Here is a 20,439-nt window from a genome sequence, read left to right as displayed (position 1 = left end):
CTTTAGAACATGATAGAACTACAAGGAATTGCTGCAGCTTCCGGTTATGCGATGGGGCCTGCCTTTATTCTTCAAGATACGCAGGCAGAGATTATAAGACGAACGCTGCCTCCTGAGGAAACGGAATTGGAAATAAAACGTTTGGAGTCCACGGTGGATCAATCCATCGCCGAGCTGGAAGAGTTGAAGGCATGGACAGAGGAAACCATAGATGAAGAACATGCTAAAATTTTTGCCACCCATATTCTTGTTCTTCAAGATGAGGAGTATATCGGCAGGGCGAAAGAAATGATTCAGAACGGCCGGATTAACGCCGAGGCCGCACTAAACGATGCAACCGAGGAAATCGTTGCTTTGTTCGAAAGCATGGACAACGAGTACTTGCGGGAACGTGCAGCGGATATCCGCGACGTAAGCAAACGGATGATGAAACATCTGCTTGGGTTGGAAGCCGACGGACTCGACCAAGTGAAGGATCCTGTTGTTCTGCTCGCCAATGACCTGACTCCATCGGACACTGCCCAGCTGGACCGCGAAAAAATTGCCGGCTTCGCTACCAATATCGGGGGTCATACTTCTCACTCAGCGATTATGGCCCGCTCCATGGAAATTCCCGCCGTCGTTGGTCTGAATGAAGTAACATCGAAAGTAAAACCAGGCGATTATGTGATCCTGGACGGGGCCAAAGGAACCTTGCTCATTAATCCGCCGGAATCCGTTATTGCCTCCTATCAAGTACTTCAGCAGCAATATAATGCCTGCATGCAGGAGTTGAAAAAGTTCCATGATCAACCGTCCGTAACCGCTGATGGCCATCTTCTTGAGATTGTATCAAATGTCGGGAATCCTCAGGACGCATACGCAGCTAAACGCAGTGGAGCCGAAGGGATCGGCTTGTACCGTACGGAGTTTCTTTACATGGGATGCGAAAGTCTGCCTTCCGAGGAAGTACAGTTCGATGCTTACAAGGTGGTCGCAGAAATATTCGGCAGCACAGCCCCTGTCGTTATCCGGACGCTCGATATCGGCGGGGACAAAGAGCTCCCGTATATGGATCTTCCTAAAGAAGCAAATCCGTTTCTAGGTTACCGGGCGATCAGGCTGTGTTTGGATCGGAAGGACATTTTCAAAACCCAACTGCGCGCGATACTCCGTGCCAGCGCTTTCGGCAACATTAAGCTAATGTACCCGATGATTGCAACCATGCAGGAGCTTAGAGAAGCAAATAGCATCCTGGCCGAGGCCAAGCAGGAACTGGACAAGGAAAACATTCCTTATAACCGTGAAATGGAAGTCGGAATGATGATTGAAGTTCCATCCGCCGCCCTGATCGCAGACATTCTTATCCAAGAAGTTGATTTTTTCAGTATCGGTACTAACGATCTTGTACAATATACGATGGCGGCCGATCGGATGAATGAGCGGGTCTCCTACTTATCGGAACCGCTCAATCCGGCTATACTGCGTTTAATCCGCAATGTCATTCATGCCGCGCATCAACACGGCAAATGGGTAGGCATGTGCGGGGAAATGGCTGGCAATCTGACGGCCATCCCGATATTGGTGGGTCTGGGGCTTGATGAATTCAGCATGAGCACAGGGTCCATTCTCTCCGCCCGGGCACTGATGAGCAAGCTGAACCGAGCGGAGATGCAGGCACTGGCGGAAGAGGCTCTTAACATGACATCAGCAGAAGAAATCAAACAATATGTGAATAACAAAGTTCCTGCCGTGGCAGAACTAACTCTATAAATTCTACACTGTTCCAAAAGAGCAAGAAACTTCCTTGCTCTTTTTTTTAAAAATGTGGGTTGTACAATACGGCAACCATTCTTCTTCCCTTGCCCGAGTGGAGGTATGAGGTGAAAAATGAACGCAAGACAAAAACGTTTGCTTACTTTTTTTCTTACAAAAGAACCGGAGTTTATCTCGATCAAAGAGCTGGCTTCCAAAATGGACTGTTCGGAGAAAACGATCCGCAACGATTTCAAGGTTTTGGACAACTGGATTTTAAAGCGCTCTCAAGCGGTACTGATCCGTAAACCAAGCGCTGGTGTTTGCCTGCATGCGGAAGATTTTGAGAAAAAACATCTGCTGCAGGAATTAGACCATGTCCAAGTAGACATGATGCAGGATCACCGCAAACTGTGTATCGCCAAGCTGCTTTTAATTCGTGACGAGTGGGTGACGATCCAGGAACTAGCCGAGCATTTCTTCACCAATCGAGCGGTTATACGGGAAGACTTGGACGAACTGGACGAATGGGCGGAGCGGTATCGTCTTGTTTTGATACGCAGACAAAACTACGGCGTAAAACTGGAGGGGCCGGAACGAATGAAGCGGTGTGCCATTTCCACCATCGCCGAGATTGCTCCCGCTGCAAACAAAAGCAGCTTTGAAATGATAGCCGACTGGTTTGCTCCAAGTGAAAAACAGATGGCCGAATGCCGCCTGCGGAGACTCGAAAGCACGCTTACCTTCAGCTTTACGGACCTGGCCTTCCAATCTCTGCTGTTCCATGTGTTAATTGCCTATCACCGCTTTAAATCGGGGTTCACGTTGAATGAGCTGCCCAGAGATTCTGATGTCATCCGGAAAAAAACCGAATATGAACAAATGAAGGCATTAGTCCGGGATTTGGATACCGCTTTTGCCGTTTCCCTCCCGGAAGAGGAAATATTAAACTTGACCCTTCATCTGCTCGGCGCCAAAATTCATCTTGATCCTGCCTTGAAACCTAATGAACGTGAAGATATATTGAAACAACTGGAGCCGGGAATTGTAACCTTTACCGAAGATTTGATTAGAAGAGTCAGCCAAAAGGTAAGCCCTTCCATCGTTCAGGATGAAGATCTGAGAGTTCTTCTGGCCATCCATCTTGACACAGCAGTGGCCCGATACAGACATGGTCTGATCATTGTGAATCCGATGCTAAGAGAAATCAAGAAAATGTACTTTTATATTCTTGAGATTCTGTATTCTGTGCTGCCTGACCTTGAGAAGGAGTATGGAATCCATCTGCCTGAGGATGAGGTGGGTTATGTGGCCGTTCATTTCCAATCCTCCCTTGAGAGGAATAGGCAGCAGCAAACGGCAACAGCTCTTATAGTCTGTACGATGGGAATAGGCATCTCACAACTGCTGCGGACAAAAATAAAACGGTCGTTTGACTCTGTAGATATTGTCGCCACCTCCTCTGTTACAGAGTTGAATAAGTCTATAAGATTGTACAAACCTGATTTCCTGATCAGTGTAGCGCCTTTAGATGAGATTGATTTACCGGTTTGCATGATTTCCCCGCTCTTTACTGATGCTGATCAGCAGAAGCTGCAGCATTTTATAGAATCAAGGCAAAACAGCAAACCGGTTGCCCATCGTTTTCCTGTTCTCCGGAGCATGCTCGACAAATCCATGATCAAGATTCACACCGAAAAAGTTCACGAGAAACTTTTGCTGGTAGAAATGGCCGAACAACTCCGGGAAAAGGGATATGTTGAGGAAGGATACACGGAATCCATGCTTAAAAGGGAAGCGATGTCCTCCACTTCGATCGGCGGCGGCATTCTTCTTCCCCACGGAAAAAACACGTTGGTGAGGCGGAGCAGGGTTCTTTTACACAAGTTGAAGTGTCCTCTTACTATAGAAAACGAGTCTATCTATTTTGTGTTTATGCTGGCTTTAAGAGCCGAGGATTTGGAAAGCCAGGAGCAGCTGTTTTATGAGCTTGGGGAGATCGTAGACGATCCCGTCTTTTTAGAGAAATTAAAAGCTCAGCAAACAGCTGTAGACTTATATGATTGTTTCTAGGGTATACGGATAAATCATCTGCGAATTATTGGCTAAGTAATCGTGTTCCTAAATATTTCGTTTGCCATTTCAGGAATGTGATTTTATTCGCTGAATAGTAGGTATGGAGGGTATAGTATGTAACCAAATTTAAGCTAAGGAAGTGAAGTTGCCCCATGAAAACGAAAGTGTTAGCCGGGATCGGCGCTGTGATCATATCTGTCGGCATTGGAACTGCAGTGTACGCTCAGGCAGGACCAGGAACCTTTAGAGAAATGCTTCCCTTTATGAGAGAAATGCATCCAAACCTGGGCGATTCCGATTTAGAGCAAATGTATAATAGTTGTCACCAAGGAGGTCGGGGATTCGACTCTCCTGGAATGATGCATAACTCGATGATGCGATATTAAGAGAGATCGGATTCCACGTGAGAGCCCCTGATGAGGGCGATATTTATTGAGTATTTTATTTTTCTATGAATCGCCGGATCGCCATCATTTCTTCGAGCTGCACAGTTATAATGGCGATCTGAGGTTCATTCTTCCCCTTCAATCTTCTGACACCCCAATCACTAGCAATCCCCCATAAGTTTGTAATTTTAGAGAAAAGACAACAGAAAATCGATATCAATTATTCAAATATATGGTAATATAAAAATGCATACTGAATATGGACATGACAATACGGCAGCTTAGGAATAAATATTTAGATTTACAAATAAGTGTTTAATTGGTGTTAAGTTAGTATTTCAGCGTTAGGGGGGGAGCGGATTGCATTTTTTCTCTGATCGGAATGAAAATAAAACCTTCAACAAAAAGTTTTTTATAGTTTACTCAATCATAATGCTCATATTCTATTACAGTTATGTACTGTTAGACGATTACCGCCTACATAAATCGTATTATTGGTTATCCAAAAGCAACTTAACTGAACAAGATTTCAATGCGATCGAACAGCTTGGAGGATGGGTATCCACGTTTGAAAAATTCTTTTTATTTTCATTTATCATAGCGGCGTTCATCATGCATATTGTTTCCCGAAAAAATATCAATCGAATAACACATTTCTTATTATTTAATACTGCTTTATTCGCAGGAATAGCGCTGATCAACTATATTATCTCTCCTGTCACCTCCCTACCTATCGGTAATCTAATGCAACCCGTAAGCTCAGCCTCATTTATGCTAATCCTGTTTTTCGTCGATCTGTTATGTCTGCGAGTAAAAACAAACGAAGCTTTTTCACAATGAGATTTTCATCCGCATACCTCCCCAATCCTTGATACAATAAGACTAAACAATACATCAACGTGAAAACAGGATTGAAAAGGTAGGGATCACAGAAGATATGAACTGGAAAAACGGTGCCTGCGGGCATAAATTTATAGCTTCTTTTAGTGGTGGAAAAGATAGTGTTCTGGCTTTATATAAAGCCATGCAGGTAGGAGAAGCTGTTGGGCTGATTATCATGCTGGAGGAAGAAGGAAAGCGCTCCAGATCCCATGGCATGCCGCCCGAAATCATTCGCGCCCAAGCAGAATCGGTCGGCCTCCCGGTATATACCGGAGCAGCAAGCTGGACGGATTATGAATCCGTCTTTACGGGACTGTTAAAACAAGCCAAAAACAAAGGCGCCGAAGCATTGGTGACCGGAGATTTGGACATGCCTGCTCACGGCTGCTGGCATGATAAGGTGACGAAAAATGCCGGTTTGAAGCTGGGGATGCCGTTATGGGAGATGGATCATCTGGAAGCCGTTCAAGAATTTATAAATCTTGGCTTCGTCACGATGCTTGTCACGGTAAATCTATCGTTAGGGATGAAGGAGGAAGATTTGGGACGGGTTCTGACCCATGAATTTGTGGAAGAACTGCAGGCCCGCGGCATCGACCCCTGCGGCGAAGGCGGCGAATTTCATACGACGGTCATCGATGGGCCCATTTTTAAACATCCGATTACCGTTCGTAAATGTGAGATCGTTAGAGACGGCGACTATGCATTTTTGCCTTTAGAATTGGATCGGATGGCGTAGTAAATTTGAAGACATCCAATGTCGGACAATCTATTCGAGACTGGATGTCTTCTCGTTAATATAACACTTCTTCCAACAAGAGTTCAGCAGCGTGAACAAAAATGAAGAACTACCCTCCTAATTTTTCAATTACCTTATTCCTCAATTTACCTTACTCTATAGAAAATTCGACCATATTATTCTATCCTTCAATAACATTTCTCTCCATATTCTATATTAAAATTACATATAATAACATTTTAGTATAGAAACAGAATAATTAATGGTATATAATACCATAAAATATAAATACAGGCGGTGATATTATAAATAAGCCAAGCAAATACGGGTTGATTTTGGTATCGATGATGCTGGTATTTTTCATAGGCTGTAATAATAAGCAGTCTACTGTAGTTAGTTCCTCAAAATCTTGGGCCTTTGGTTTTGTCAATTGGAACAACACATTTTACAAGGAAACGGATAAGAAGCTAGATAAAGTTGGATCAAAAATCGGCGAAGTTGAAGTTTTTGCAAGGGACGAAAATATAGAGTACCACGGAACTTTTTCAAACGAATATGAAGTTGGTTCAGAAATTTACTCAGTTGAAGGATTTGAAACTGCTAAAGCCATCGCAGTTAAATCCAAGGGAGACTTTATCTTGTTAATAGAACAAACTTTGAACAAGGAGGATATAAAATGAAAAAAAACAATCCCCGCGATATTAACATTATTTTTATTTCTAGGAGCGACAAGCGGTGCAAGCGCTTACAGTCTAAAGCGAATGACCGAGCAAGGATTTACTTACTTGGTCATTTTTCTATGCACGGGATGATCTCTTGTTTGAATAATCACTTACTGTTTTCATAAGCTTAAGCTGAACCCTCCCTCTCCTCAAGAAATGCTGTGAACTGTTCAATGTTTTCAAAACAGTTGATTTCGACTCCTTTAGTTCGGAGATGCCCCTTTAAGAGAGTGCTTAAGTGCTCTACAGCGGCTTGTAATCGCGATAAATCACGGGAATTTAGCATTGCGACCAGATCCGGGAATCCCAATCGCTTGTAGATGTCCAGATCGGATGAATCGATTATCAAGTCGCAGGGCCAGTGTCCCGTTTCCGCGTAGAATAAGAAGGCGGCAATTTCGTCCTGCACATGGACAGCAGAGAAAAATGCTGTATCGTAATCATTCATTTCGCAAGCCGTAATGATTTTATCTAAAACTCCCTTTATCTCCTCGTAAAAGCCTTTCATTCTATCGGGGTAAGAAGGAGAGTGGTAGTGCTTTTCTTTTTGATCCAGCACCAATTTAAGCGTTTCTTCCGTAAGTTTTTCACAAGCCTGAAGAATGTCGGTGTTCACGTCGCTGTGCATAATCGTTTCCATAAGCAGCTCTAAGTACGCCGATTTCAATGGCAAACTTAGAATTTGCCCCTTATTTTTTCCAAAACCTCTTGTATAATAAGTTCTATTTAAAAGCGCAAGACTTTGTAATACCTTCGTTAAAACTCCATATGCTTCTGTTCTATAAAATGTTATATTTTCGGAATCGCCAGCACGGCTCATCTTATACAAATGCACATAAACATTATGAAGCTCCGATTCTGCTTTTTCAACCATCCTTTGTACATTTTCCAGGCCCTGCATTGTAGAAATGGTATCCCGAAGCTTCATAAATCTTTTTCGGTCCTCGTCCGAACGAACATACAGAAGCTTAGAATCCGCGATAATCGTGGTTTTTTCGTCTTGGAATGAGGCCATTCTTTCCGCTCGTTCCCAACTAATGGGCCAAAAATCAAAACTTATGCCATCAATAATAAACTGAATACTCGCTTGGTATCCTTTTGATGTGGCTGGAATGAAATCGAAGTCCAGGTCAGAACGCTTTGTGGCAGTTCCTTGAGCATATGACCCGTAATAAGCAATAATCGCAACTTCTTCGGGATAAACTTTTCCAACATAATCCATAAGGGTCTGGGCAACATGAAATACGTTCAACATTCAAATCCCCCTAATATGTTAAGCCTTACCATGTATGATAACAAGGTTTTCTAAGACCTGATAGGTAAAGTTTAATTAGAATGATTAGGGGATGGCACAGTTACAGGGATTTTATATACTATGGATGATCCTTACGATAAAGATCGCGGCTTTTATAACCTGCCTGGAGAATCATTTTCATTTCTTCCCGGCGTTTCGCTTGTGTTGCCTCTTGTTTGGCGCTGTACACATAACGAGCCCAATCTTTACGGTACCCTGGGGTAAGAGATTGGTAAATAGCGAGCAACTCCGGGGTATCCTCCAAATCCTTCTCCACGTTGGGAATCAATGAAATATAATCATCCACGCACTGACTTGGTTTGGAAGACGTCTGGCCTCTACCCTTTGCATCCTCCTTGAAACCGACAACTGTAAAAACATCGTCCAACCCCACCATGCGCGCAAATTTAATATTGCTTGTCCCAATATACCCCTGCTCATCGCTTCCGAGTCCCGCAAGCAAATCATCGCGGTGGATGAACGTAGCGTACACTTTATTTCCCTTTTTAGGATATGCCGCAAAAAGATAGCCATTCTTTTGCAGATGCTGCCGTTCAATGACGCGGTTCACAAGCTCCTTTAACGACTCCAGATCCAGCACAAAAGCAAATATGAGATCATACGCATTCCCGTTGAGTGCTGTATCATAACCTGTCAACTCTGCGAAATAATCCGTGCCTTCAGGCTGATTTAATATCGCCACTCGCTTGTACTTTTGCAGACCCAATTTTTCCACAATAGATTTTGACAATTCTACTCCATCCTCTACATGTATTCGAATATCCATTCACTCATTATAGCCCAAAAAATTTTGAACATAAATTAGCCGTCTAAGGCATTAATGTACTGCACCGCTGAACGCCTCTTCTTGCGACCTCCATAAGTGATCTTCGCTCGGTCGGGAAAAATTTGAATATTTCCTAATACATTGCAAAAAATATGGTGGATGCTGACTGAATGGATAGCTTGTTTAAAAGTAAAGAACACATAAAAGGGAGCACTATCATGCTAGTAGAAACCTTTGACCCATTTCACAATCTCATGATCTCCTCGCTTGTCGGGGCTGTTCCCATTATTTCATTCCTTTTATGTTTGACCCTATTTAAAATGAAAGGGATCCATGCAGCTTTACTGAACTTGGTGATTACCTTTTTGATTTCGATGTTTTTATTTGACTTGCCGTTCGGTGAATCCATGGGTAGTGTGATACAAGGCGTAATTCAAGGAATCTGGCCCATTGGTTACATTATTATTATGGCTGTTTGGTTATATAAGACATCCGTAATATCGGGAAAATTCGACATATTACGTGCGAGTATTGCCGGCATTTCGCAAGATCAGCGTCTTCAACTTTTACTCATTGGTTTTTGCTTTAATGCCTTTCTTGAAGGTGCTGCGGGTTTTGGCGTGCCCATCGCAATTTGCGCCGTTCTATTAGTTTCCTTAGGATTCAAAACTTTGCAAGCTGCCATGTTATGTCTAATCTCTAATGGTGCTTCCGGAGCGTTCGGAGCAATCGGAATTCCTGTTGCCATAACAGGTGCATTAAACTTAAAAGGTAATGTAACTTCCATGGATGTATCCATGATGACGGCGTTGACGTTGCCTATAATCAATTTTACCATTCCGTTTCTGCTCATTTGGTTAGTGGATGGATTTAAAGGAATTAAAGAAACTCTGCCAGCCATTTTAGTGGTATCTGTCACCTATACAGCATCTCAAGCCATGATTACATTGATAATGGGGCCTGAATTGGCTGATATCATTCCTTCTTTGCTAGCTTTAGGGATACTGGCCTTATTTTCGAAAAAATGGCAGCCAAAGCATATCTTCTTACTGAATGATCGAGCGGTTCAAACGGAAAAACATACGGTTGTTCATATTATCAAGGCTTGGTCTCCATTTTATTTATTAAGCATATTTGTTTTAATATGGAGCCTGCCTGCATTTAAAGGTCTGTTTACGGAAGGCGGGGCTCTGGATTTTACGACATTAGCCTTTAAAATACCGGGCTCTACGCTGATCTCGAAAATCGATTTAATAAGTGCAACGGGTACGGCCATCTTGCTTGCCGTCCTAACAACAATAATGACGACAACATCCATCGGTTTCTCAAAAGGATTTTCGCTCTTTGGAAAAACAGTTGCGGAATTTTGGATTCCCATTGTGATGATCTGCGCAATCCTAGGCATAGCTAAATTAATGACTTATGGCGGCTTAACAAGTGCAATAGGTGAAAAGATTGCGGCAACCGGAAACTTCTTTCCATTATTATCGCCAATTTTAGGCTGGATAGGGGTATTTATGACGGGGTCCGTCGTGAACAACAATACATTGTTTGCGCCGATTCAAGCCACTGCAGGCCATATTATAGGGACAAATCCGGCATTGCTGGTTTCCGCCAATACTGCGGGAGGCACGATGGCAAAACTCATTTCCCCGCAATCTATTGCCATTGCAACAGCTGCTGTCGGCGAAACAGGTCAAGAGTCTGTTTTAACGAAAATGGTTTTAAAATACAGTATAGGATTCCTGACCTTTGTATGTATTTGGACATTTGTATTATCATTGTTACTGTAAGGCAGCCTTTGTAAAATGAAAAACGTGACGGGCCCGATCGTTCTATCCGATCAAGCCCTGTGCCGCTTTTTAAAGAGCCTGAAACAGCTTCTCCCCTTTGATCTGGATGTATCTATACATCACACTGCATACAGCTAACATGATTGCTCCAATGCCTAACAAGATCAGATTGCCATTTACATGGGATAGAAGAAACAGTACAACACATGGAACGACTATACTGATGAAGCCCGTGAACATGGACACGAATACCGACGCACTTTGTTTGATCACCGTGACTTCGCTTGTCCACTCCAGGTTAGGAAGCTTCAAATTGACAATAACTCCCATCAGCGCCGAATAACACGCATATATTAATGGGATAACAAGCAATAACAAGCTTTCAATCCATCCAGTGCGCAGCGATATCATGAGCATCACGCAGCTAATCATCGAGACAGGTATTGTAACGGTGAGATTCACCGCAACTTTGCTGAGCAATATGGATTTCTTTGATACCGGCGAACTTTTTAGTATCCATAGATTGTTTCCTTCGAGAGAAATAGCACTTGACGCTGTACAGCTTAAAATGACGAACAAAGAAACGACCAGTGGAGCCATTTTGCTCAGGTAATCGGACAATTGCGGAATTTCTATCAGTTGCCCAAGTTTCTCCGTGCTAATAAACAATAAGGCAATCGATGTCACGAGCAAAATAATCATGCCTATACCCGTATTCAGCACATATAAGGGAGAACTGATATATCGACGCAGCTCCTTCTTGTACAAGGCACGAAAAGGAGAAGATGTTTTTAGCGGCTTCATTGTATATTTTCTGCTTGCATGAGAAGTCGTTAAGCCAGTGTGTATAGCTTTATATCTCGTGCCCAGTATAGTGGAAAACAGTATAAAAGCCAGCATAGAATTTGTAATAAATAATAGCAATGGACCCATTCGATAAGAGCAAACGGCATCTACATACATGGCTGCAAGAGGATACAGCTTAAATATCATGTCTGCCATTTGTGTACTCATATCGACAAGTGCCTGCTCATTTCCGTTGATGCGGGACGAACCAATCATAACTCCAATGATGACAACCATGGTTAGAATGAGGCTGATCATTCGACTCGCTTTAAAACGGGAGGAAATCCAGCTGATCAGTGCGCCGATAATGGTTGCCGCAATGATGGGCAGTAACGGAATAAACATAAGTGCTATCAGAAAAAACAGATAATATAACGCTTGAGGGTTCACTTTTATTGCATAAACCACACCGGCTGGCAGCATCACCATCACAGTGAAAAATAAATTCAGCGCATACAGCTGAAGAACACGGCTCGCTACGACATGGCTAGTTGGGATAGGCAACGACATGACCAAATCATAATCTTTAAAACCAAATAATACTCCGCTTGCTTTATAGATCGTTGTAAAGAACCCGATAATAGAAGTTACCGCCATCATAACGGCCAGCAGCAGATCCATACGGCCTATTTGTTCAAAGGCCTGTGCCATCATGAAGCTGTATCCAAATGAAAACACTGCAATCATGACCACACCAATGAGAATACCGCTGCTCAGCAGAAGGAATTTACGTCTTTCCTTAACATCGCGCGTATGCAATGCTTTATTCAAGCCAAATGAAGAAAGCAGCTGTATCTTCGTTAATCTCCATATATTAATCATTGTCTATCAACTCCAGGAACACATCTTCAAGGCTGTTGTCACCCTTAACTTCTTCTGTCTTGCCATGGGTTACCAATTGGCCCGCTTTAATGATAGCAATTTTATTGCATAGCTTTTCTGCAACATCAAGTACATGGGTTGAGAAGAAGATGGCACCGCCGTTACTGCACAGCTCTGCCATGATCGTCTTTAACATGTGGGCAGCCTTCGGATCAAGTCCAACAAAAGGTTCGTCCAGTACTAACAACTTTGGTTTATGAATAAGAGCAGAAATAATAGCCAGCTTTTGCTTCATGCCATGAGAATACGAGGAGATCAAATCGCCTAAACTGGCTGTAATCTGAAAAGCATCGCCATATTTCTTAATGAGCAGCTCACGATCTGCTTGGGAAACGCTAAAGAGATCGCCAATAAAATTCAAGTACTGTATGCCGGTAAGATGATCGTATAGATCCGGGTTATCGGGAATGTACGCAGTAACCGCTTTGCAGGCAACCGGATCTTTTTTTATCGAGATGCCGTCAATTTCAATATCCCCTTCTTCAAAGTCGAGGACACCAACAACCGATCGGATCGTTGTTGTTTTTCCCGCACCGTTATGTCCGATAAAACCATAAATGTCGCCTTTCTCGACCACTAAATTCAAGTCGTTTACGGCCTTTTTGCCACCCTTATAGCTCTTGGTAAAATGTTTTATTTTGAGCATCTTCCTTCACCTTTCCATTGGTGTGATATACATCTTAATGCAGCACCATATCTTCTTTCCATGCGCTTTTCCAGTAGAATAACTATAATACGAATAGCCTATACGGAAAGTTCATTTGTATCTGGCATTTGTTTTCCGTGAACTACCGCCCACCTCGAGAAGATCATCGCCTCATTTCCGCTATTGAACAGGAATACACGCGTTTTATGTCGAATTTCTTATGCATGATGACGAAAATAACCCAAAAAACCACCTTTAAAAATATAAGCACCATTTTGCTGCTTCTTGCCGTTCTTCAAGGCTTGAGGTGGATTTGGCTTGAGATCTTCCCTTCGTCCAAGCACACCGGGGTTACTCTTGGCGTGCTCGATTTGCGCGGCCAAGACCTGGGGCAATCCGCCTCGATCCGGCTGGATGGGGAGTGGCAGTTTTATCCCGGGAAACTAATCTCACATAAGGAGATACAAAATCATGATGAGAAATCGGCCCGCTTTATCCGGGTTCCAGGAGACTGGAGCAGCGGACTGAAAAAAAACAACCCCGATTCATTGTCATATGGGTACGGAACATATAGGCTGCGTATTTTAACCGATCCGCTGGAGGAGCCTGTAGCATTTTGGCTTCAGGGGATACAAGCCTCATCCGGCGTGGAGATCAATGGCATTCCCGGAAATGACATCGGCAAGCCCGATGTGAATCCGGACAAGTATAAGCCGCAAAATGTTTCATACACGGCTTCTTATTTTAAAAAAGGAGCGACGGAAGTCGAGCTGCTCATTCGGGTGGCCAATTTCGATGATCCGTACAATGGCGGAATCCTGAGGACGCTTCGTTTCGGCACGCAGGCAGAAATCGATTATGTGCGCTGGTATTCGATCGGATTTCAGCTCGTTACGTTTATCGTTATTTTGCTTCACAGCTTCTACGCTCTTATTCTTTATGTTTTTAATCCCAAAGAAAAAACGCTGCTTTTTGTTGCCTTGGTAACGGTGTCCTTTGCAATATCCATCGTGGCCGGCCACGATAACATCCTTTATTTATGGCTGCCGGCCAATTACACATGGGCACTCAAAATAAAACTGCTTGCCCTTCTGCTGCAGACGTTTCTGATTCTGGTGGTGTTCAGGAGATTCACTTCGATCCCCCAGAAAAAACAATGGATTCGAGTGTACGCCGTTGTGACCGCTGCTTTTGCGGGGTTCCTTCTTGCAGCAAACGCCTCGCTGGTCAATGCAGCGGTCGACTTGGGTATATTTCATTTCTTCTACACGCTTCCATTCGCCTGGTTTCTATATATCGTCGGTGGAATGATCTTCAGGAAGCAAACCGACAAGGACATCGTTTTTTTGCTGCTGTCCGCTGCCGGCATCACATCCAATTTTCTTTGGGGTCTATGGGATACTTTCAGAGAAGATACCGTGGTGTATTATCCAATCGATATCATCACATCCATTGCCGGATTCTCTACCTATTGGTTCAAAAAATACTTCCGTCACGCCAATGAAAATGCCCTGCTTAACGAACAATTGAAGAAGGCGGACAAACGGAAAGACCAATTTCTGGCCAATACGTCACATGAATTGAGAACCCCGTTGCATGGGATCATGAATATCGCCCAGAACGTTGTGACCAATGAGAAGCAGAGCATGAATCAAAACAGCCTCAAAGATATGGATCTGCTGATCACCATAAGCCGCCAAATGTCGCGTATGCTTGGCGACCTTCTGGATGTCGCCCGGCTTCAGGAGCAGCGCATCATGCTGCAGCAAGAACCCTTGAAAATTCAATCCATCGTTCCCGGCGTTGCCGGAATGCTTAAATTCATGGCCGAGGGCAAACCCGTTCAGCTGCAGCTGAATATTCCCGAATCGCTGCCCCCTGTCCTGGCTGATGAAAAGAGACTGGTGCAGATTTTGTACAATTTGCTGCATAACGCTTTTAAATATACGGTAGAAGGGACGATTTCCGTCTCCGCCAAAACAAGGGGCGGATCTGTCATCATTTCCGTTTCTGATACAGGGGTGGGCATGGATGAGGACACGCAGGCAAGAGTGTTTTTTCCATACGAGCAAGGTTCTTACGGAATAAGCGACGGAAGGGGTATCGGACTTGGGCTTAGCATCTGCAAGCAGCTGGTGGAACTGCACGGAGGTTCACTGGCGGTGCAATCCACGCCGGGCAAAGGTTCCGTATTCAGCTTTGATCTTCTGTTGGCGGAAGAGGCGAAGTTCCCGCTGGCGCAGGATCTCGCTCAACCGGATAAGAAGACAGACGAAACGGAAATCGCGGCCTTTAGTTTGTTCGTTCCGGACACGACAGTCGGTGAGATGGCTGCCTCAATTGACATGCCACCGCTGTTTAGTGAGGAAAAAATGAATATCCTGGCCGTAGACGACGATCCTGTCAATCTGAATGTTCTCGTCGGCATCCTGTCGGCAGAGCCGTATCATGTTACGACTGCCGGGTCGGCACAAGAAGCGTTGACACTTCTAGGCACACAGCAATGGGATTTGTTGATAGCCGATGTGATGATGCCTCACATGTCCGGTTATGAGTTGACGCAGAAAGTGCGGGAGACTTATTCCATTTCAGAGCTGCCGGTTCTGCTCCTGACCGCGCGTAGTCAACCGGCTGACATTTACACCGGATTTTCGGCCGGAGCCAACGATTATGCGACCAAACCCGTGGATGCGTTGGAACTGAAATACAGAATCCGGGCGCTCATCATGGTGAAGCAATCCATCAATGAACGGTTGCGCATGGAAGCGGCTTATCTGCAGGCACAAATTCACCCGCATTTTTTATTTAATACGCTCAATTCGATTATGGCGCTCAGTGAGATCGATACGAAGAAAATGCAGGATCTGGCCGAGGCGTTTGTATCTTTTTTACGGATCAGCTTTGATTTTTTGAATACCGGGGAATTGGTCAAGCTTTCCCATGAACTGGAGCTTGCGAAAACCTATTTGTATATTGAAAAGGAGCGGTTCCGGGACAAGCTCGCCATTGAATGGGAGGTTGAGCCTGGAATCAACTTGCTTCTGCCTCCGCTCTCGATTCAGCCGCTGATCGAAAATGCCGTCAAACATGGCGTCCTCAGCCGCCAAAAAGGCGGCACCGTCTGTATCCGGATTACCCGACAGCCCGGCCGGACGCTGATTGAAGTCAAAGATGACGGCAAAGGTATGGAGCATGAACAGGTTGTTCAGCTGCTGGATCCAACGTTGAAGGGTAAAACCGGAATAGGCATCGCCAACACCAACCGGCGGCTCAAGCAGCTTTACGGTCAAGGGCTGTCCATCGTCAGCCAACCTGATGCAGGAACAACCGTGTCGTTCACGATCCCGGATCGTGCAAGCGGCCGGAGTTCTTGATGGCTTGGAATGAACTAGGCATGTTTAAGGCCATCCGGGCAGGATGGCCTTCGCCGTGATACGGATGGATTATTCGAGTGATGGCTAAGTCACAGATTATCCACACTGTTGTAAACCAAAATCAGCCCAACGATGCACATGATCCATGAGACAGCCGAACCCGCATTTTTTGCAAGTTTGGTTCGCAGCCGTTCCAATGGTTTTTGCATAAGCCTCCCTAATAATACATGCAAAACAAACAGAATTAATGGCGGCAGCACCATAATGAAATTATAGCCGGCCAAAATGGGGAGCCATTGATAAACGGCCAAATTCGAGGTTGTCATCAGGCCGATCGCAGCGAAATAAGGAATAGCTGTCCCCACTTCGATGAGTGATGTCGTGATGCCGAATGCAACCATGGATGTATTGGTTCTTGACTTCGGTCTTGGTAAATCAGATTCTTTTTTGTTCTTGGGATAATAAAAGCTCGCTATAAACAGCCCCACTCCAATTATCATCGTTACCCAGCTTACGGTGCGGTTTTGAAAAATAGAGGACACTGCAGACAGCAGCGCATCAAGCCCTAACATAAGTGCTACGCCTACCGAAAAATAAAAAACAGCAACAGTCCCCAAATAAATCATTAAGCGCGAACCTACCCGCTCTTTTTCAGAAATCAGCAAATATACCGTTACTCCCAAAGTTGCCGGACTAAGCGTATCTAATAAGGCCAAGCCCCCGATCATACCCAACAGTTCAAAACTCATGATTCTCTTCCTTTCTTTGTTGTTTCCTGAAAAGAAGCCATATAAATGTCATAAGCCTGCTCCATAAAATCAAGAACTTCCTTTTCGATTGGATATAGGCCAAGCATCTCGGATTGTTTTGAGGATTTTCTCGATTCCCATAATTTATCAATAAATTCATCTTCATCTTTAAATTCTTCCGCTTGTTTTTCCAGCATACGACGGATGATGTTTTGGACTTTAGGCGAATCGGGACCGTCCTTCATATGCTGCTTTAGCTGTCCCAGCAAAGCGATCCATTCCATGGAATCCGGGTCTTCCCCATTCATTTTGGGGACCTTTTTCAAAAGCTGAATTTCCCTCTCGTTAAACAGGCTCTCCTTGAAGCCCGGAACTCTTTTTTTGTGTTGATGCGATAACCGAATGAGCTTCTGCACCGCCGCCCGTTCATCCCCGCCTTCGACGATAATCCCATTGATCAGCTCCCGCAGGGACGACTCAATTTGCTTTAATCTTTGCTGCTCTTCCATGATGCAAACCAACTGGTTCTGCAAACTGGCCAGCCAATCCCAATCGGAGCCCAATAACATATCTTTAATATCCTGCAGGCTGTAACCCATTCCTTTGAGAAATTGGATATATTGGAGCTTCTTCAGCTCCTCTTCGGAATACAGGCGATGTCCTCCTTCCGTTTTGGCCGGTGCTGTCAGAAGCCCGATCTGATCATAATACCGAAGGGTTCTGACCGTAATATCCGTTTGTTTGGCAACTTCCTTTATATGAATCAAAACAAGCACCTCCACCGGGTTATTTTTCTTTATCTTTATTTACGACGGATTTCAGCAGATACCCGAGTCCCAAGCCGACGACAACTCCCGGAAAGGGCTTGCCCAACATTAATCCAATCCCCCCGCCGATAATAACGCAAGCATAAATAAAGGCATCCTCTCGTTTCATCTCCATCGTCCCCTTTATATCCGTCTCTTTTCCTGTACACCCGCCGTGTGAACCATACTCATGGCTCATTGCCTCGATTATACAAAATGACGTAACGTCACTTTCAAGTGTTTTTGCGGTGAAAATAATTCTTCTGGCAAATCGAGTTGGTCTCGCCTGGCGAAAAGTGGCTTGTTCTATTGCTTGTTAGAAGAAACGTAAAAGCCATCCTCTAAGGATGACCTTTTGTTTAAATAAAACACATCTAGTTTTCCTATGTATTTCCCAAGTGGAATTTGGTTTAATTGGAAATATAAAACTATGCAATCTACATAAAGTGAGGGAACCTATTATTCGTACATTTTTCATTCTAATTTTCGTCGTTCTTTTTTGTTTCTTTCCCTTCACAAAGGCTAATGGAGCAACTAATCAGCTACTGGATAAGGTACAGCAGATTGATGCGGAGATTCAACAGAACATGCAGCGTTTCAATATTCCTGGTATGGCATTCGTGCTTGCAAACGAGGAAGGCATCGTTTATGCCAAAGGATATGGATTGAATGAGTTTGGGGGCACCCAGAGAGTTAATTCCCAAACGAATTTTAAAATTGGTTCCATCTCCAAAGTATTTACGTCATTAGCCATCATGCAGCTTCGTGATCAAGGGCTAGTTGAATTGGATTTACCTATTAAACAATACTTGCCATGGTTTGCAACGAAAGATGCCTCGCTCTCCGACCGGATAACTGTCAGAGACTTGCTTCATCATACTAGTGGACTTCCGGGTCGGCTTAATGCACATGATATCAAAGGATCCGATATGAATCTTGTCTCATCCCAACTAGAACACAAGCTTCAGAATGTACGTCTAGTTGCGCCTCCCGGTGAAAAGTATGAATACACCAACATGAATTATGACTTGCTGCAATTAATCGCCGAACAGGTGACAAACCTGCCTTTTCCCGATTATATGAGTCAAAAGGTGTTTCATCCTCTGGGAATGAGTCGGACAGTTTTTGCCACTGGGAATCAATCATCTAATTCAGCCACCGGGCATCGTTACATTTGGGGAGATATCCACCCATTTCACGAAAAATTGTCCTTTGCTACTTTGGGTTCTGCGGGATTGTCGACGAATGCCGAAGATTTGGGCAAGTATATATCTTTTCTTCTAAGTAGCTCCGCAAAGGGGAACAATCCCGTTCTTCATTCAGCGAGCCTTACTGAAATGCATCATGCGGCTATTTTCGACGAATCGATCGGGCATGGGTTCGGTTGGGACATTACCGGGAATACCATCGAGAAAAATGGAGGGCTTCCGGGGTTCAGCGCTTTGTTTACAATCATTGTACTGCTGATGTGGCTGCCAACTATTGTCTTACGGTTAAGAAAGAAAGCGAGTTACTCATTCAAAAAACCAAACCTTTTCATCATCCTCATATGCTGGGTTTTGAATGGTTTAATCCTGACTGGGGTGCTGTATTACATTTTTTATCTCGTTCCTTATGAAAGCGGGGTTCCATCCCTCGATAGGCTAACTATTGCCCCCGATTTCGTGAATGGATTGATCATACTCTCTGTATCCTACCTAGCTTTTAGTATCTCTCTGGTTTGTAGGTCCCTATTGCAAAGAACTGCAACTATTTCGGATTCGCGGAAGTAATTTGCCTCCTGTAAGAGGGGCACTTTGTTTCGGGGCCATCCATGCACGGATTTCATTATATGCAGGTCCCCCGGCTTCGCAGGGGCCAGGCCCCTTCGCGGTCGGGCGCTTTCACCGTCCTTCTGTACGCGCAACCAAAGAAAAAACAGGCTTTTGAGGCCTGTTTTATAGAAATCTCGCGGGATCTTTAGTTTTTATCATTATTGGTTTCGCGTTGGCATGCTATTTGGCGCGGTGAACCGTCAGATTGACCTTATTGGTTTCGCACATGAAAGTAGACAGATGAACGGGTTTATCGTTCGCATCAAAAGCAATCTTTAATATCCGAAACAAATTGGCGCCAACATCGCATTCCAATAATTTCGCGTAATCTTTGGTCGCCCCGATCACATCGATAATCTTATCGTTGCTCACGATTTCCGTATGGTAATCCTCCGAGAGGATTTTATAGGTCGAATCGTTCATGGCGATCTTTTTTTCCAGATCAGGAAAACGGATCAGCGAATAATGCGCGATATCATAAAAAAGAGGGCGGTCATTAACATACATCAGCCGTTCAAGCTCAAGTACCGGACTTCCCTCTTCAATCAAAAGATGTTTGGCCACATCCTCGGACGCTTGAATCACTTCGCTTCTTAAAATTCGCGAGTTGGGGATCATGCCCAATTGATGGCTAAACTCCGAGAATCCGCTTACAGATAACAGCTCATTATGGAATTTATTGGAGGCAACAAAGGTCCCTCTTCTCGGAATTCGCGTCAGCGTCCCCTCCCGGACCAATTCTTCTATCGCTTTCCGTATTGTGATCCGGCTTACATTATAAATGTCGCAAAGCTCCGCTTCAGTCGGAATTTGCTCATCCGGTTTATATCGCCCTTGCTGAATATCATTCTTCAACATTTGCCTGATCTGCATATACAGCGGCTGGGGGGTTGAAGGATTTAAATTCAT

At 44.2% G+C, this 20,439-nt stretch carries 16 protein-coding genes; 8 read left to right on the top strand and 8 right to left on the bottom strand.

Translation table 11 applies throughout. The features are described from left to right. Positions 1–9: 9 nt before the first annotated feature. From ptsP to L6442_RS00655, 5 genes are all read left to right on the top strand, one after another. Positions 10–1,752, top strand: a complete 1,743-nt coding sequence (gene ptsP, locus L6442_RS00675) for a phosphoenolpyruvate--protein phosphotransferase (protein WP_237100164.1) — start codon at positions 10–12, stop codon at positions 1,750–1,752. 117 nt (positions 1,753–1,869) lie between these two features. Then, entirely contained in the window at positions 1,870–3,807 is a 1,938-nt protein-coding gene (locus tag L6442_RS00670) for a BglG family transcription antiterminator (RefSeq protein WP_212979376.1), read from the top strand. A 155-nt stretch (positions 3,808–3,962) separates the two neighbouring features. Beyond that, positions 3,963–4,196 carry a hypothetical protein gene (locus L6442_RS00665; RefSeq protein WP_212979377.1) on the top strand — a complete coding sequence of 78 codons (234 nt, stop codon included), beginning with the start codon at positions 3,963–3,965 and terminating at the stop codon, positions 4,194–4,196. 925 nt (positions 4,197–5,121) lie between these two features. Further along, positions 5,122–5,817: a Dph6-related ATP pyrophosphatase gene (locus tag L6442_RS00660; RefSeq protein ID WP_212979477.1), complete on the top strand. Its 696-nt coding sequence runs from the start codon at positions 5,122–5,124 to the stop codon at positions 5,815–5,817. A 344-nt stretch (positions 5,818–6,161) separates the two neighbouring features. After that, the gene (locus tag L6442_RS00655) at positions 6,162–6,497 is read left to right on the top strand and encodes a hypothetical protein (protein ID WP_212979378.1); all 336 of its coding nucleotides are present in this window, start codon (positions 6,162–6,164) and stop codon (positions 6,495–6,497) included. 169 nt (positions 6,498–6,666) lie between these two features. On the opposite strand, the gene L6442_RS00650 is transcribed toward L6442_RS00655, so the two are convergent. Then, entirely contained in the window at positions 6,667–7,794 is a 1,128-nt protein-coding gene (locus L6442_RS00650) for a nucleotidyltransferase domain-containing protein (RefSeq protein WP_212979379.1), read from the bottom strand. A 118-nt stretch (positions 7,795–7,912) separates the two neighbouring features. Further along, the gene (locus L6442_RS00645) at positions 7,913–8,584 is read right to left on the bottom strand and encodes a YdeI/OmpD-associated family protein (protein WP_212979380.1); all 672 of its coding nucleotides are present in this window, start codon (positions 8,582–8,584) and stop codon (positions 7,913–7,915) included. Positions 8,585–8,838: 254 nt separating this feature from the next. On the opposite strand from L6442_RS00645, the gene L6442_RS00640 reads away from it, so the two are divergent. Then, positions 8,839–10,413, top strand: coding sequence for an L-lactate permease (locus tag L6442_RS00640; RefSeq protein WP_212979478.1), 1,575 nt, complete (start codon positions 8,839–8,841; stop codon positions 10,411–10,413). A gap of 69 nt (positions 10,414–10,482) precedes the next feature. Here L6442_RS00640 and L6442_RS00635 read toward each other — a convergent pair whose 3' ends face one another. Together L6442_RS00635 and L6442_RS00630 are read right to left on the bottom strand one after the other, a co-directional pair. Then, on the bottom strand, positions 10,483–12,081 hold the full coding sequence (locus tag L6442_RS00635; RefSeq protein ID WP_212979381.1) for a putative ABC transporter permease subunit: 1,599 nt from the start codon (positions 12,079–12,081) through the stop codon (positions 10,483–10,485). Next, on the bottom strand, positions 12,074–12,787 hold the full coding sequence (locus L6442_RS00630) for an ABC transporter ATP-binding protein (protein ID WP_212979382.1): 714 nt from the start codon (positions 12,785–12,787) through the stop codon (positions 12,074–12,076). The genes L6442_RS00635 and L6442_RS00630 overlap by 8 nt, the downstream gene beginning before the upstream one ends. A gap of 206 nt (positions 12,788–12,993) precedes the next feature. Here L6442_RS00630 and L6442_RS00625 point away from each other — a divergent pair, with 206 nt between their 5' ends. After that, positions 12,994–16,161 (top strand): hybrid sensor histidine kinase/response regulator, encoded by a 3,168-nt coding sequence (locus tag L6442_RS00625; RefSeq protein WP_212979383.1) that lies wholly within the window; start codon positions 12,994–12,996, stop codon positions 16,159–16,161. A gap of 89 nt (positions 16,162–16,250) precedes the next feature. Here the strand turns inward: L6442_RS00625 and L6442_RS00620 are convergent, their stop codons facing one another. The 3 genes from L6442_RS00620 to L6442_RS00610 are packed head-to-tail and all read right to left on the bottom strand — an operon-like array spanning position 16,251 to position 17,846. Beyond that, entirely contained in the window at positions 16,251–16,910 is a 660-nt protein-coding gene (locus L6442_RS00620; RefSeq protein WP_212979384.1) for a GAP family protein, read from the bottom strand. Then, positions 16,907–17,677 carry a MerR family transcriptional regulator gene (locus L6442_RS00615; RefSeq protein WP_212979385.1) on the bottom strand — a complete coding sequence of 257 codons (771 nt, stop codon included), beginning with the start codon at positions 17,675–17,677 and terminating at the stop codon, positions 16,907–16,909. The genes L6442_RS00620 and L6442_RS00615 overlap by 4 nt, the downstream gene beginning before the upstream one ends. A 19-nt stretch (positions 17,678–17,696) precedes the next feature. Beyond that, complete coding sequence (locus L6442_RS00610; RefSeq protein ID WP_212979386.1) at positions 17,697–17,846, bottom strand: hypothetical protein; 150 nt, start codon at positions 17,844–17,846, stop codon at positions 17,697–17,699. A 217-nt stretch (positions 17,847–18,063) separates the two neighbouring features. Here L6442_RS00610 and L6442_RS00605 point away from each other — a divergent pair, with 217 nt between their 5' ends. Further along, a complete protein-coding gene (locus L6442_RS00605) occupies positions 18,064–19,488 on the top strand; it encodes a serine hydrolase domain-containing protein (RefSeq protein ID WP_272880313.1) in 1,425 nt (474 codons plus the stop codon). A gap of 222 nt (positions 19,489–19,710) precedes the next feature. Here L6442_RS00605 and L6442_RS00600 read toward each other — a convergent pair whose 3' ends face one another. Continuing rightward, entirely contained in the window at positions 19,711–20,439 is a 729-nt protein-coding gene (locus L6442_RS00600) for a GntR family transcriptional regulator (RefSeq protein WP_212979388.1), read from the bottom strand.

The organism is Paenibacillus azoreducens (genome assembly GCF_021654775.1).
Classification (GTDB): domain Bacteria; phylum Bacillota; class Bacilli; order Paenibacillales; family Paenibacillaceae; genus Paenibacillus_AQ; species Paenibacillus_AQ azoreducens.
The sequence above is the reverse complement of the archived record's forward strand: the minus strand, read 5'-3'. Positions and strand labels throughout refer to the sequence as shown.

Excerpts from the sequence above, each read along its gene's own strand:
- L6442_RS00635 (WP_212979381.1), bottom strand. The coding sequence starts at position 12,081 with ATGATTAATATATGGAGATTAACGAAGATACAGCTGCTTTCTTCATTT.
- L6442_RS00620 (WP_212979384.1), bottom strand. The coding sequence starts at position 16,910 with ATGAGTTTTGAACTGTTGGGTATGATCGGGGGCTTGGCCTTATTAGAT.
- L6442_RS00610 (WP_212979386.1), bottom strand. The coding sequence starts at position 17,846 with ATGAAACGAGAGGATGCCTTTATTTATGCTTGCGTTATTATCGGCGGG.
- L6442_RS00600 (WP_212979388.1), bottom strand. The coding sequence starts at position 20,439 with ATGAATTTAAATCCTTCAACCCCCCAGCCGCTGTATATGCAGATCAGG.
- L6442_RS00625 (WP_212979383.1), top strand. The coding sequence starts at position 12,994 with ATGTCGAATTTCTTATGCATGATGACGAAAATAACCCAAAAAACCACC.
- L6442_RS00650 (WP_212979379.1), bottom strand. The coding sequence starts at position 7,794 with ATGTTGAACGTATTTCATGTTGCCCAGACCCTTATGGATTATGTTGGA.
- L6442_RS00640 (WP_212979478.1), top strand. The coding sequence starts at position 8,839 with ATGCTAGTAGAAACCTTTGACCCATTTCACAATCTCATGATCTCCTCG.
- L6442_RS00630 (WP_212979382.1), bottom strand. The coding sequence starts at position 12,787 with ATGCTCAAAATAAAACATTTTACCAAGAGCTATAAGGGTGGCAAAAAG.
- L6442_RS00665 (WP_212979377.1), top strand. The coding sequence starts at position 3,963 with ATGAAAACGAAAGTGTTAGCCGGGATCGGCGCTGTGATCATATCTGTC.
- L6442_RS00605 (WP_272880313.1), top strand. The coding sequence starts at position 18,064 with ATGACCTTTTGTTTAAATAAAACACATCTAGTTTTCCTATGTATTTCC.
- ptsP (WP_237100164.1), top strand. The coding sequence starts at position 10 with ATGATAGAACTACAAGGAATTGCTGCAGCTTCCGGTTATGCGATGGGG.
- L6442_RS00655 (WP_212979378.1), top strand. The coding sequence starts at position 6,162 with ATGATGCTGGTATTTTTCATAGGCTGTAATAATAAGCAGTCTACTGTA.
- L6442_RS00670 (WP_212979376.1), top strand. The coding sequence starts at position 1,870 with ATGAACGCAAGACAAAAACGTTTGCTTACTTTTTTTCTTACAAAAGAA.